Origin of the sequence: Prevotella melaninogenica, assembly GCF_018127925.1 — a bacterium.
GTDB classification, from domain to species: Bacteria; Bacteroidota; Bacteroidia; order Bacteroidales; family Bacteroidaceae; genus Prevotella; species Prevotella melaninogenica_C.
Genome location: NZ_CP072348.1, coordinates 1,674,546 through 1,688,611 on the forward strand (window position 1 = coordinate 1,674,546; position 14,066 = coordinate 1,688,611).

The following is a 14,066-nucleotide window of genomic DNA, read 5'->3' on the forward strand; positions in this document are numbered from 1 at the left end:
CCCTTGTTAAATTATATTTGTAAATTATTTTCGTACAACTCAAACCCAACACATGCTCTTTTGGCTTCTAAAAGACGCCCTTTTGGGTTGCAAAAGATGCTCTTTAAGGCTCTTATTAACGCCCTTTTGAAGTCTTATTAAGCACCTTTTACTTTACTGTTTTATAACTACTTGATTTATTGCTGGTTGCAAACCTGCTTCTTCTATGTGTTTTTACTGTTAGTTATAGATGTTTTCTTTGAAATTATGTAATGTTTTTTCAAACCTCTTGTCTGCAGAACTAGAAAAAATCAAGGCGGTAGACATGATCCCTCAGACAATGCACGTGGAGACTGTAGTATTGATGTCAAGAAAATAGAATAACAAGCTATAAAACTTATAAAATCAATGGCTTATAGGATTTTAAAAGAAATCAGTTCTATAATAAATTAAAAATCGTGTTGGTAGAAAAATCGTCTACTTCTACCAACACGATTTTACAAAGAGCCAGTACTTACATCTCTTTTTCTCCTGTAAAACTATTGTATCGTGATACTTTAAGGAGTTTCAATCATTCGATCTGTTAACCGTTATTTTTTGGATCTAAACTTAATAACATAGCATTAATGGCGACGATGACTGTTGACACAGACATTAGGATTCCTCCTAATGCAGGGCTTAATGTGATACCAATAGGAGCCAAAATTCCTGCAGCTAGAGGGATAGCTATAACGTTATAACCAGCTCCCCAAAAGAGATTTTGTTTCATTTTACGAGTTGTTTTGTGTGCTAATTCAATGAATGATTCAATATCTCCTGGATCGGATTGAGTCAAGATGACATCAGCTGAATCCAACGCCACTTGAGTTCCTGCACCGACTGCTATACCAACATCTGCTAAGGCAAGAGAAGGAGCATCATTTACACCATCACCTACCATGATAACTTTCTTTCCCTCATCTTTAAGTGTTTTAACCAACTCATATTTGTCTTGTGGAGATTGATTTGATCTATATTCAATCCCTAAAACTTCTGCCGCGCCTTGAGCCGCTTTTTCATTATCACCTGTTGCCATAATTGGTTGAATATTGTTCTTTTTAAGAGCTTTAATTAACTCTTTGCTCGTTGGTTTTAATTCGTCCCCTAAAGCTACAGCACCAATGGCATCATCGTTTTCTACTAAGACACTAAGAGTTGCTCCTTTTGGAATATCCATATCAAGATTACGTCCATAGGCTTTTTGACTGATTAATTGGTAACGGTGCCCACCTGCTTTACCCTCTACTCCAGCACCGGAAATCACATCAATCGAATCAAAAGATGCTGGACGTATACCTTGCTGCTCGGCGAATCTTATAATTGATTGAGCAATTGGGTGGCTAGATCCTCCTTCAATACCTGCCAATAAGGCAATGATTTCCTCTTTTGTATATTTGTTATTAAGAAGTTTTACATCTAATACTTTAAACTCACCAGTTGTTAAAGTACCCGTTTTATCTAAAATTATCACATCTGCATCTTGAGCTATTTCTAAGGCTTGGCGGTCTTTTACTAGTAAGCCACGGCTAGCTCCTAAGCTTGTGCTACGGGCAGTTACCAATGGAATAGCCAGACCCAAAGCGTGAGGACAAGCAATAACTAATGTAGTAATAGTAAATATAACTGCCGTTGGCACATCTTCTATAACCATCCATGTTACAAAAGCAATTAGCGCGACAATAATAGCAATATAGAAGAGCCATCCTGCAACCTTTTGAGCAATATTTTCTGCTCTGGAAGGCTGACTTTGAGCTTGGCTGATTAAATTCTGAACTTGAGATATAAAGGATTGATCACCTGTCTCATTCACTTTAATATAAAGAACCCCTTCTCCATTTGTTGAGCCTCCGATTACTTCATCGCCAGGACCTTTTTTAACTGCTTTTGATTCTCCAGTTAGAAGAGCTTCATTTAAACGTGATTCGCCACGCTCGATAGTTCCATCTGCTGGCACATTTTCTCCAGCTTGAACTCGAATTAAATCACCTACCTTTAAGTCAGCAACTGGTCGTGTTTCTATTGAATCGTCATCTAATACTACATGAGCATCTTTCGGTACTAATTTAGCCAATGCTGCTTGTGCGTCTCCTGCTTCTCCAATAGCTTTCATCTCAATCCAGTGACCTAATAACATGATTAATAGTAATGAAGCAAATTCAAAGAAAAAGTCCATCACGTGTTCACCCGTTACGTAGCTTGCTATTACAGTATAAATACTATATAAATATGAAACACTTAAGCCTAAAGAAACGAGTGCCATCATTCCAGGTTCTTTTTGTTTAAATTCGTCAACTGCCCCTTGATAGAATGGACGTCCACCATAAATAATTAATATAGTAGATAAAATAGCTACGACAATATCAGAATATGGAAAAGTAAACAGGAATGGTAGGTCAAACCCAGCCATAGGGGATAAGAGCATAATAATGATTCCTATTGGCAATGATTTTAAGAAAAGTTCCTTAAAGTTTCCGTGATGATGGTGGTCATGCCCTCCGTGCCCACTGTGGTCATGCCCTCCGTGCCCACTGTGGTCATGCCCACTGTGCCCGCTGTGATCATGCCCAGCATGATGTTCTTGATGTTGATCCTTATAGTCTCCATGTTCTTCCGTGCTTACGTGCTCATGTTTTGAATGATCCATGTCGCCATGATTATGGTGACTGTGGTATAAATGTTTGTTGGAATTGTTCATTTTAAATTTCTCCTTATACTTAATAATGATGTAAATGACATTTGCATTGTCTATGCGATTCCTGAAAAAAGTACACAGTTGATTGAATATTACTGGGACTGTATACCGGTCATTGGATTAAGACCTGAGAGTGTACACACCCGAAACGGGTTAGGTGCCAACTCATATGCAAAGGTACATATATTTTCTCGTTTGGCAAAATCCGACTTTGCACAGAAACGATCTGTGGCGTCCCTTTCGGAGTTCTTATATTATATCCATTGCTGAGGTTTTTACTATATTTATTTACAAATGCAGCGGCATTTGTGTTGTCATATACATCTTTTGTTATGGAGAACACGGTTATACCTTTTTCTGCACTGATTTCCTCTGCAGCTAAGAATACTTTAAGATTAGGATAAGTTATCTTGCATTTAGGCAAATCAACAAGTCGAAAATCGCATATTCCTTCTATTCCGCTTAGATTTATTTCTTTAAGATTTTTCAAAGAAAGAAATTGTATTTTCGAAGTCTTAAAACGAAAAGATTTTAATGACAGAGAATAATAATAGGATAGATAGTTGACTGTCGTAGCCATGTTTTTGCTTAATGAGTAACTTCGATTCTTCTGTTAAAGCAATACGAAAAGCGTCCACACATTTAACAGAAGAATCATTTTATGCGATGATTTAAGGTTTATATCGTCGCAAATTATGCGACAATAACACTAAAATAGCTCCGATGTAATTATTGACTTCTCAAATAAAGTAGATTTTTCTGTGTTTTGATAAAAGTACTAACAAACCTTAAACACTTTCAAAGTATGCCTCATAGTCATCAGAGAGTGTATAGATGCTGTCCCTCTGCCCCATAATCTCTCGCAATTTCATCATCATCAACCATGCGGGAGAGTAATATTCGAGTTCAAGCTGATGCTGGATCTCCTTAGCCGACAGTACCTGCTTGATGGATGTCATCATGTGCGCAGTAGAGAACCAATCATACAGCGGTAGTTTGCTATGTTCCATAACGGTACCCTTTGTCAACGAGATTCTGTTGCCACAGTTCTCACATTGAAAGGATTTCCTTCCAGGCAGCCATTTATACTTTGTAGCTCCACACTTAGGACACACAACACCTATTTCCTCTCGAACAGCTCTAAGGTAGTTCTCGCAGCTATCCTCATCAGGGAACATCTGGAAGAAGTCTTTCAATAACATAGGTCTCATATTTGTGACAAATATAATTGATTTTCAGATTTTTACAATGGAGCTATATTGAAATTAACATACCTTAGTACTTTTATCAAAACACAGAAGTAGATTTTGAAAGGGTAATCTTTGATTGTATTTTCTTTATCATTCATCTTTTAACACCGAATACTACTAATCATCACCACCCAACATTCACCACCCACCACCCAATATTTACTAATCATCACCACCCAACATTCACCACCCACCACCCAATATTCACCACCCATCACCCATCATCTATCACCCAATAATGTATAAATCTTACTTATTTATTTTGTTATCCCGCTAAGTTGCAGTAACTTTGCATTCTTAAACAGAGAGTTAGTAATAAATACAAACATAAAAAGTAGATAAATATATGGCATATTTGTTTTCATCGGAATCAGTATCTGAGGGACACCCAGATAAGGTTGCCGATCAGATAAGCGACGCATTGCTCGACCAGTTCTTGGCATATGATGAGGATGCACGTTGCGCTATAGAAACCTTTAATACTACAGGTCAGGTAGTGATTATGGGTGAGGTAAGGTCTAAGGAATATGTTGACCTTCAGACAATTGCTCGTAGGACAATTAACAAAATCGGTTATACAAAGGCTGAGTATCAGTTTGATGGCAATAGCTGCGGTGTTCTTTCTGCTATTCATGAGCAGAGTGATGATATCAATCGTGGTGTTGACAATGGTGATGCTGAGAACCAGGGAGCTGGTGATCAGGGTATGATGTTTGGTTATGCATGTAACGAGACAGACAATTATATGCCTGTGACACTCGACTTGGCACACCTCCTTATGACCACATTGGCTGACATCCGCAAGGAAGGTAAGCAGATGACTTATCTCCGTCCAGACTCAAAGAGTCAGGTGACAGTGGAGTATAGCGATGACAATATCCCACAGCGAATTGACACTATCGTTGTTTCAACACAACACGACGACTTTATCAAGTCTGCTGACGACTCACGTGAGGCACAGTTGAAGGCTGATAAAGAGATGGTAGAGCAGATTCATAAGGATGTACTTGAAATCCTTATGCCACGTGTAAAGGCACAGATAACATCGGAGAAAGTACTTGCCTTGTTCAACGACAATATCAAGTATCTTGTCAATCCAACGGGTAAGTTTGTGATTGGTGGTCCTCATGGTGATACAGGTTTGACTGGTCGTAAGATTATTGTTGATACTTACGGTGGTAAAGGCGGTCATGGTGGTGGTGCCTTCTCTGGTAAGGATTCAAGTAAGGTAGACCGTTCTGCAGCCTATGCTACACGCTATATTGCAAAGAATATGGTGGCAGCTGGTGTGAGTGATGAGATTCTCGTACAGTTGGCTTATGCTATTGGTGTTGCTGAGCCTGTTAGTGTTTATGTAAATACCTACGGTCGTTCACATGTGAAGGCTACTGATGGTGAGATTGCAGAGATGGTGAAGAAGCTGTTCGATCTTCGTCCAAAGGCGATTGAGAAGACACTGAAGCTCCGTCAGCCAATGTATCTGGAGACAGCTGCTTATGGTCATATGGGGCGTCAGAATGAGGTTGTTAAGAAGACCTTCGAAAGCCGTTATCATGAGAAAAAGACAGTTGATATTGAACTTTTCACTTGGGAAAAGCTCGATCGAGTAGAGGATATTAAAAAGACATTCGGACTCTAATAGATAATGCCGACAACTGATTCCATTGTTCGCCCTTCTCTATTGCTAAAGTCAACATTGGCAGCAGGGAAGAAGGCGAATGTCGATTCTGAGGGTAAGGCGGGTCAGAAAACTGACTCGTCTATCTTGTTACGCCCTAAAAAACAGAAGAAGTTTCAGCTGACGGACTTCAAATTTGCAGAAGAAGGCTACTTTAAAGGGAATAAGTTTTTCAAGTTAGAACGAGGAAACAATCATGCTGATGGAGTTTCGGGCGTTCTTGCTCCTTATGCTGTAAGCAATGATAATGTTATTGCAGCAATGCTCTTAGGTTGTTTTGTGATGGCGATGGTGGCGTTTTCTCTATCGAGAAATTTCATAGAACGACAGATAAAGAGTTTCTTTCGTGTAAGTCGTAGTAAGGAGTTGGCTATTGAAACGAATGAAGAGATGCGCTTTCAGACTATTTTGATAGCACAAACCTCTTTGTTAGGGAGTATTCTCTATTATTTCTTTGCGCAAGATTTAGGGGGTGGTAGGCTTTCGAATGATACACAACTTGGAGCGATAGGATGCTTTTTTGGTGTGTTTGTCGCTTATTTCCTATTCAAGTATCTGGTCTATGGATTCGTAAACTGGGTGTTCTTTGATAGGAAAAATAATGGACAATGGAGGCGAACACAGGTGTTCCTTTCCTCCTTGGAAGGAGTCTTATTATTCCCGATAGTACTCTTGCTGGTTTACTTCTCTTTGTCACTTCATGCAGCATTGATTTATACACTAATTGTTATGTTATGCGTCAAAATGCTTGCTTTTTATAAGAGTTACAGTATCTTTTTTAAGAGAATGGGTGCCAGTCTGCAAATAATTTTGTACTTTTGTGCGCTCGAATTGATGCCGTTGATGGTATTGTGGGGCGTTTTGTTCATTACAGATAACTATTTGATAATAAACTTTTAGGACACGATGATAAAAAAGATCTTGGTTTCACAGCCAAAGCCGTCAAGCGAAAAGTCGCCATATTACGACATAGCGGAAGACTTGGGAGTGGAACTGGTTTTCAGACCATTTTTTAAAGTGGAAGGACTCTCAGCGAAAGAGTTCCGTCAGCAGAAGATAAACCTGTTGGATTATACCGCTGTGGTATTTACTTCTCGTCATGCTGTAGACAATTATTTTAATCTCGCTAAGGAAATGCGTGTCACTATCCCAGAGGATATGAAGTATTTCTGTGTGATTGAAACGATTGCTCTTTATATCCAGAAGTATGTTCAGTACCGCAAACGTAAGGTGTTCTTTGGTAATACGGGAAAGATTGATAGTCTTATCCCTACAATGACTAAGCATAAGACTGAGAAGTACCTTGTTCCGCAGAGTTCTGTACATACGGAGGCTCTGAGCGAGTTATTGGATGCAAATAAGCTCAAGCACAAGGAATGTGTTATGTATCGTACGGTGAGCAATGGCTTAACTGAGGAAGAAGTTAAGAACTTTGATTATGATATGCTTGTCTTCTTTAGCCCAACAGGAGTAAAGGCTCTGAAAGAGAATATCCCTAACTTTGAGCAGGGAGACATCAAGATAGCTGCCTTTGGTCCTGCTACAGCGAAGGAAGTAGAGGCACAGGGTCTGAGACTTGACCTTCAAGCACCTTCTAAGGAGTATCCTTCTATGACTGGTGCGTTGCGTGCTTTCTTGGAAAAAGAGAAGAATAATAAATAATATAACGGCTTCTGCCTCATCTGAAAGGATGGGGAAGGAGCCGACATCAGTACCGGACATACGGTAAATAAAGGCTGATAAGGAATGGAAAAACATGATGAAAGACTAAGAAAAGGAGAACGTCTATGTAGCAAGAAGCTCATAGATACGCTCTTTGGAACTGGTGGAAGTCATGCGATGACAGCATTCCCTTTGAAGGCTGTTTACAGACTAATTGACTGTAAGTCGGAGACTTCAGTACCAGAAGAAACGGTCATGGAGTCGAATGTACAGGTGTTAGTCAGTGTTCCGAAGAAGCATTTCAAACGTGCCGTAAAGCGCAATAGAGTTAAACGGCAGGTGCGTGAGGCTTATCGTAAGCACAAGAGTTTTGTCACGCTCCGTGTGAACGAACAAACAGATAAGCAGTTGTTGATAGCTTTTATATGGCTTTCAAACGAATTGATAGATTCTGTTACAATTGAACAGCGGGTCTGTAACCTGCTTCAAAGAATAGGAGAACGGATATGATGGATGAGAAGGAGAGAAACGAGAGTATGCCACGTGAGCAGCAGTCTCATAATGTTTTTGCTAAGCTATGGCGTCTTTTTACACGTGTCTTATCATGGCTGTTGCTACTTCCGATACTCTTTTATCGCCAGTTCATATCTCCTTTTACGCCACCTTCTTGTCGCTTCACTCCTTCTTGTTCGGAGTATGGTCGACAAGCTATCCTAAAGCATGGACCTTTTAAGGGTTTGGCACTCACAATTTGGCGTATATTAAGATGTAATCCGTGGGGTGGTAGTGGCTATGACCCAGTACCCTAACGATGCTCACAATAGAATATTAATACAGAGTTGAGGCTTATGAAGATAGGGCAGAACGCTTTTAAAGTCTTCAATCCCTTGACTCCTTAAAGTATAAAGATTTAGATGAAGAACTTTGTAGAAGAACTCCGTTGGCGTGGTATGCTGGCTCAAATGATGCCAGGTACTGAGGAAATGCTTCAGAAAGAGATGGTTTCAGCTTACTTGGGTACTGACCCAACAGCTGACTCATTGCACATCGGTCACCTTTGTGGTATCATGATGTTGCGTCATTTGCAGCGTTGTGGACACAAACCTTACCTCCTCGTGGGTGGTGCTACGGGTATGATTGGTGACCCTTCTGGTAAGAGTCAGGAGCGTAACCTCCTTGATACAGAAACACTTTACCATAACCAGGAGGCTATCAAGAAGCAGGTAAGTAAGTTCCTTGACTTCGATGGCAACGAGCCAAACAAGGCTGAGATGGTTAATAACTATGACTGGATGAAGGACTTCACCTTCCTTGACTTCGCTCGATTGGTTGGTAAGCACATCACTGTTAACTACATGATGGCTAAGGATAGTGTGAAGAAGCGCTTGAGTGGCGAGAGTCGCGATGGACTTAGCTTTACTGAGTTCACCTATCAGCTTCTGCAGGGTTACGACTTCCTCTATCTTTTTGAGAAGTTTGGTGTTAAGTTGCAGCTGGGTGGTAATGACCAGTGGGGTAATATGACTACTGGTACAGAGCTTATCCGTCGTACTTTAGGTAACGAAACTGAGACATATTGCCTTACTTGTCCACTGATAACAAAGGCAGATGGTAAGAAGTTTGGTAAGACTGAAAGCGGTAATATCTGGCTCGATCGTAACCGTACAACACCATATGCCTTCTATCAGTTCTGGTTGAATGTTAGTGATGATGATGCCGAGAAGTATATCAAGATCTTCACCTCTTTGGAGAAGGATGTCATCGACAACCTCATCGAAGAACATCGTCAAGACCCAGGTCGTCGTACGCTTCAGTACCGTCTTGCAGAGGAAGTTACCCGTATGGTTCACTCTCAGGAGGACCTCGATATGGCGATAGCAGCCTCTAACATCCTCTTTGGTAAGAGTACAAAGGAGAACTTGTTGCAGTTAGACGAGCAGACCTTTGCTGACGTTTTCAAGGATGTACCACATTATGAGGTATCAAAGGATGTGCTTGGACAGCCTGCAGTTGATGTCTTCAATCAGGAAGGTATGCAGATATTCCCAAGCAAGAGTGAGATGCGTAAGCTCGTTAAGGGCGGTGGCGTAGCGCTCAACAAGGAAAAACTTGCAGCTTTTGACCAGCCAGTAACAGCCGAGGATCTTATCGATGGTAAGTATCTCCTCGTACAGAAGGGTAAGAAGAACTACTCTTTGATTATTGTAAAATAAGTATCTACGAACTATAATACATAACTATGAAAAGCCTTACTACGTCCATTGTGGCGTTGCAAGGCTTTTTAATTAACCACTCCCCTTGAATTCCTACATAATATTCATGGGGCTAAAAAGATTCATTATGAAGAAAATCTTCCTATTTTTACAGCTGGCAATGCTTGTTTTTTTTGCCTCTTGTAGCGGTGAAGACCCAGACCCAACACCCCAACCATCCACTGAGGTAGAGAATACTATCTTTGTTTATATGCCATGGTCGGGTGTTAATGATATCGAATCAGGACTTTACGGATTCTTTTTAACTAACATAGAGGATATAAAGAGTGCAATTGTTGGTCAGGGTGGACTTGGCAACAAGAGACTTATGATATTTATCTCTACGAAGGTGAATAAGGGTGCTTTGATTAATGTTAAGTATCAGAATGGACGCTGTGTAGACGATACCGTTGCCATCTATAACAACACATTGTCAGGCTTAAAACTGAATTCAGCAGAGTGGATAACAACCCTCTTGAAGCGTGTTAAGCAGGAAGCACCAGCTAAGCATTACTCAATGATAGTCGGTTGTCATGGTATGGGATGGATACCTGCCAAGCCAAGTACACGCCGTGCTCGCTTTGCAGCTTCTCCTTTCGGACTTGATAGAGATGCAGGTATGGCAGGACCTCCAACGCGTTGGTTGGGTGGTGATGCTTATCAGACTGATATCTCAGCCTTTGATAAGGGTATTGAAGATTCAGGTATAGGTAAGTTCCAGTACATTCTCTTCGACGATTGTAATATGACAGGTATTGAAGTTGCTTACGAACTCCGTAATGCAACAAATCATATTATTGGAAGCCCTACAGAGATTATGGCATACGGTATGCCTTATAAGCTCTTGTGGAGTGAACTGTCAAAGGTGAATCCAAACTATAGAAGTATCTGTAACACCTTCATAAACTTCTATAGCAATTATACGTATAACGGCTCTCCTTATCCTTATGGTACCATCAGTGTAATTGATTGTTCGCAGGTTGAGGGTATGGTAAACCTCATGAAGGAGGTTAACGCATCTGCTTCTCTCTCTCCATTTGTGGAAAGTAACCTCCAGAGTATGGATGGTTACACCCCTTCAATATTTTATGATATGGGAGATTATGGGCGTACTATATTACAGAATACCCCACTTTTATTGGCGAGATTCAATCAGCAACTCAACCTCCTTGTTCCTGAGAAGGGTAATACAACATCATATTATACCGCTGTTCGCAGTCGTAGTGGAGATGTACTGCCTATCCGAACTTATTCAGGTATAACCATCTCCGACCCTTCTTCAAATCCAGAGGTAACCCGTTCTTTAAACAAGAACCTTTATTATAAGACTACCCATTAGGATTAAAAGACAAACATAAAAATAGCATCTATAGAAACTCTTAGCTTTCTATAGATGCTATTCTTTTAATTCCTAATGGATGCATTCAGACCACAACACGCATTATTCTTTTTATCTGGCAGCAATAAAAATATATCTTTTCCCATTCAGCCTCACCTAAAAGAACTTTTTACCAAAAAGCTTAAGAGCTTTTTGTTGAAAGCTTAGGAGCTTTTTATTGAAAGCTTAGGAGCTTTTTATTGAAAGCTTAGGAGTTTTATAATTCTGCCTAAAAGAAGCACAGAAAATTCTTCGCGAAGAAAACTAAAATTCTTCGCGAAGAAAATCGAAATTGTTCGCGAACATTTTTCAGATTGTTCGCGAACAATTTTTTGTTTGTCTTAGCAGAATCTCTGAACGCGCTTATCAGCCCTCTGCAGTTGGACCTGAATGTTCGGTTTCTGCTGCTTTCTTCTTTCCGTTTTTCTCCTTCTTCGCCTTCGGTTCCACCTGCTCATATGTGACATCATTCAGTGTGAAATACTTCGCAGAGGCAAGGAGCTTCACAACTGGTTTCTCAATATGCTGTTGGGCACGGAACTGCTCAACACGCTCTACCGCCTTGCTCTTAAACGAAGGTGTCAATGTGCCCATGTCGCCAAACTCCACGATGTCGCCATTGGCTACGATGTCACGAGCGGTTTCGCTAGCAAGGTTGAGCACTGCTGCCACTTCCTGAGCATTAAAGGTTGTTGACTTAGCAATACGTGCGCAGAAATTACGAAAGTCTACACGTTGCCTACCCGTCGGGCGCGCTACGATAACAGTCTTTCCAGCCTGCTTACCGATGTTTAACTTCTGTTCTCTCAAGAAAAATTGAATAGGTTTGTTAGCCATATTATCATTAAGGCGGTCTCTGTTTGTTAACCTCCGCAAGCCAGAGACCTTAAACTCGCGGAGGGGTGATAAATTATATTATATGTTTGATATTACTTTTCTAATAATGTATAAAAGGGCGAACACAGTATGAATAACCAAAATAATACACTGGTGATACTCTATCATGTGGCATCAATCTATCTTTATCCATAAGATCTAATCCATATGCGTTGGGTCTGAGCGGGCCCAATAAGTCTGACCAATAGAATAAAGTTGTAAAGCGTAGAATTGATTAGCACTACTTTCTGAAGAGGACAGATAGTAGGAAACTCTCATAGCGTTGAGACCACTACTAGTGATAACGTGAGTTCGATATAAGAAAGTTGTTTTAAAAGTTGTAGGAGTGAATATTTTTCGTACCTTTATACTTGTAAACCAAAGAGTTACAAATAAACACCCACTCCTATGACTGATACAAATTTAATAGAAATATTCTGTATATTCGACGATTTTTGCAAGTATGATACTACTTGTTGCTCAACACGTCATGACGTGTCCTCATGCACGATAGTCCTTTTCGCACCGTAGTGTTATTAATAAGTGATAAATGATCTTACATGATAATGACGATACTTAAAATCGTTATAGTTACCGCCATACGAATATTGTTTGTTGTATGTACGTATGGCAAAAGCATCATCATAATAGTACTCAGAACTCGTCCAATAAAATCTATTTCCACCTGCTGTAAAATCTGCTCCATTTATAGTCGTACCACCTACTTGTGTAAACGCTATGGTTGCCAGTGCACCATACCAATAATAGGGACCGCTATGCGCCGCCAGAGGTTTTGTGGTCGTAAAGCCCAATCCTCTGAAAGCGTACCACCAATCCATAGCTGAGGGTAGGAACCATTTGCTTAAATTGGCACCAGTTAAAGGAACACCCGGATTGTATGCTGCCGCAACATTAAAAGCAGGGAAAAGTGGATTTTCAGCTTTTACTTTACTACCGGTAAAGTTATTTGTACTATAGCTGGCATTCCAAGTTTCATCTTTTCCACTTGTGATGTCAGAATTAAGAGCGTCTGATAGATTAAATTGAATATGAACATTGCTCACTGCCAAAGGGTGCTGTTGCCATATATATGCTCCTCCATTACCGGCATCTTTCAAAGCAATGGCTAACCGTTGGCTTTGACTAACCACCACAGCAATCGGCGTTTTCGTGCCGCCGCCATAGGTGGTTTCATTGATAAATCCGGTTGTTCCGTCGCTCATCAGGTAAAGATAGTTGTACATTAATTTTACATTAAGTACATAGGCGCCATTTTGTTCGAGCTTGAATGTCGAAGCTGGTTTGAACGTGAGGCCGGCATTGGCCATATTTACCAAGTAGATGTTACCACTATTGAATGTTAATTTGAGCTTCGATACATCGGTAGCAGGCATAAACATTGTTTCCTCATTACTTTTTGAAGTAAAAGTGTTAGAAAAAAAGTATAATTCGCTACTAGCATTGAATGTGGTATTGGCTGACATAGCCGCTCCAGTTCCAGCTGTCCATGTTCCTGTAGAAGCGTCATAGATGGAAGAGCCAGGTACATCGGTTGCATTGACCGAAGCGAGTGTGGCAGTAACAGCTGGAATGTCCATATATCCTGTGAGCTTGATCTTTACTTTGGCGCCCACATGTTTCATCGTGAATGGTACTTTCTGTTTGTGTGGCGTGGCCGTGATGACTTGTTGTGTGCGACCGATCAGTGCAGCATCGGCATCAGCACGATTCACTATGAGGTTGTTGCCGCTGCGGGTCACTTTGCTATTGTAGAGCACAAAGTCATAGGTGCCTGGCGCGAGTGAAATGTCCTGATTGGCAGATGTAGCGGTGAAGACGCCACCGGTTACAGTGCCGGTGATGTCGCCTTTATAGGCGTGTGTGGCTGCATCGTAGGCCAGCATCGTGTAAGTATCATTAGCCAAAGCACGTGTCGATGCCGACTTGGTCTGCTTGGTTGTATCGAGCTGAAGCGAGCATTGTGCCAGGATTCCATTGCCTAAGTCTACCATTTGTTGTTCAAGCTTTACTTCTTTGTTTGCACGTGTTACGCCTACTTCTTGTTCTGCGTTATAGTCGGCGAAATCTACCTTAAATTCAATTGCTTGGACTGCACTTACCTGTCCCTCATCTGTCGTTTTGTTATCATCATTGTTGCATGCTGTCAGTGATAGCAAGGCAATGCTAAATACGGTTGATAAAAATTTTACTCTCTTCATTGTTTTATTTCTTTTTAAATTAATCACAGTGGAAGAATTAT

11 protein-coding genes and 1 pseudogene are annotated in these 14,066 nt (G+C 40.6%); 7 read left to right on the forward strand and 5 right to left on the reverse strand.

All coding sequences use genetic code 11. The annotated features are described in order from the left end of the window. Nucleotides 1-562 precede the first annotated feature (562 nt). The 3 genes and pseudogenes from J4861_RS12280 to J4861_RS12290 all read right to left on the reverse strand — a co-directional run. Nucleotides 563-2,713 (reverse strand): heavy metal translocating P-type ATPase, encoded by a 2,151-nt coding sequence (locus J4861_RS12280; protein ID WP_211817062.1) that lies wholly within the window; start codon nucleotides 2,711-2,713, stop codon nucleotides 563-565. Nucleotides 2,714-2,822: 109 nt separating this feature from the next. Next, the gene (locus J4861_RS12285) at nucleotides 2,823-3,290 is read right to left on the reverse strand and encodes a hypothetical protein (protein WP_211817063.1); all 468 of its coding nucleotides are present in this window, start codon (nucleotides 3,288-3,290) and stop codon (nucleotides 2,823-2,825) included. Nucleotides 3,291-3,504: 214 nt separating this feature from the next. Continuing rightward, a pseudogene (locus J4861_RS12290) lies at nucleotides 3,505-3,912 on the reverse strand (transposase); the annotation flags it as partial. A gap of 394 nt (nucleotides 3,913-4,306) precedes the next feature. Between J4861_RS12290 and metK the strand changes: the two are divergent. From metK to J4861_RS12325, 7 genes are all read left to right on the forward strand, one after another. Continuing rightward, on the forward strand, nucleotides 4,307-5,599 hold the full coding sequence (gene metK, locus J4861_RS12295) for a methionine adenosyltransferase (RefSeq protein WP_211817064.1): 1,293 nt from the start codon (nucleotides 4,307-4,309) through the stop codon (nucleotides 5,597-5,599). A 6-nt stretch (nucleotides 5,600-5,605) separates the two neighbouring features. Then, nucleotides 5,606-6,538: a DUF4271 domain-containing protein gene (locus tag J4861_RS12300; protein ID WP_211817065.1), complete on the forward strand. Its 933-nt coding sequence runs from the start codon at nucleotides 5,606-5,608 to the stop codon at nucleotides 6,536-6,538. Nucleotides 6,539-6,544: 6 nt separating this feature from the next. After that, nucleotides 6,545-7,300, forward strand: a complete 756-nt coding sequence (locus J4861_RS12305; RefSeq protein ID WP_211817066.1) for a uroporphyrinogen-III synthase — start codon at nucleotides 6,545-6,547, stop codon at nucleotides 7,298-7,300. A gap of 84 nt (nucleotides 7,301-7,384) precedes the next feature. After that, the gene (locus J4861_RS12310; RefSeq protein ID WP_211817067.1) at nucleotides 7,385-7,810 is read left to right on the forward strand and encodes a ribonuclease P protein component; all 426 of its coding nucleotides are present in this window, start codon (nucleotides 7,385-7,387) and stop codon (nucleotides 7,808-7,810) included. 26 nt (nucleotides 7,811-7,836) lie between these two features. Beyond that, on the forward strand, nucleotides 7,837-8,109 hold the full coding sequence (gene yidD / locus J4861_RS12315) for a membrane protein insertion efficiency factor YidD (protein ID WP_428842177.1): 273 nt from the start codon (nucleotides 7,837-7,839) through the stop codon (nucleotides 8,107-8,109). A 105-nt stretch (nucleotides 8,110-8,214) separates the two neighbouring features. Then, a complete protein-coding gene (tyrS, locus tag J4861_RS12320; RefSeq protein ID WP_211817068.1) occupies nucleotides 8,215-9,513 on the forward strand; it encodes a tyrosine--tRNA ligase in 1,299 nt (432 codons plus the stop codon). Between the two features lie 127 nt (nucleotides 9,514-9,640). Next, entirely contained in the window at nucleotides 9,641-10,891 is a 1,251-nt protein-coding gene (locus J4861_RS12325) for a clostripain-related cysteine peptidase (RefSeq protein WP_211817069.1), read from the forward strand. Nucleotides 10,892-11,296: 405 nt separating this feature from the next. Here J4861_RS12325 and J4861_RS12330 read toward each other — a convergent pair whose 3' ends face one another. Both J4861_RS12330 and J4861_RS12335 read right to left on the reverse strand, forming a co-directional pair. After that, nucleotides 11,297-11,767 carry an HU family DNA-binding protein gene (locus J4861_RS12330; RefSeq protein ID WP_211817070.1) on the reverse strand — a complete coding sequence of 157 codons (471 nt, stop codon included), beginning with the start codon at nucleotides 11,765-11,767 and terminating at the stop codon, nucleotides 11,297-11,299. Nucleotides 11,768-12,342: 575 nt separating this feature from the next. Further along, nucleotides 12,343-14,025: a hypothetical protein gene (locus tag J4861_RS12335; RefSeq protein WP_211817071.1), complete on the reverse strand. Its 1,683-nt coding sequence runs from the start codon at nucleotides 14,023-14,025 to the stop codon at nucleotides 12,343-12,345. Nucleotides 14,026-14,066 lie beyond the last annotated feature (41 nt).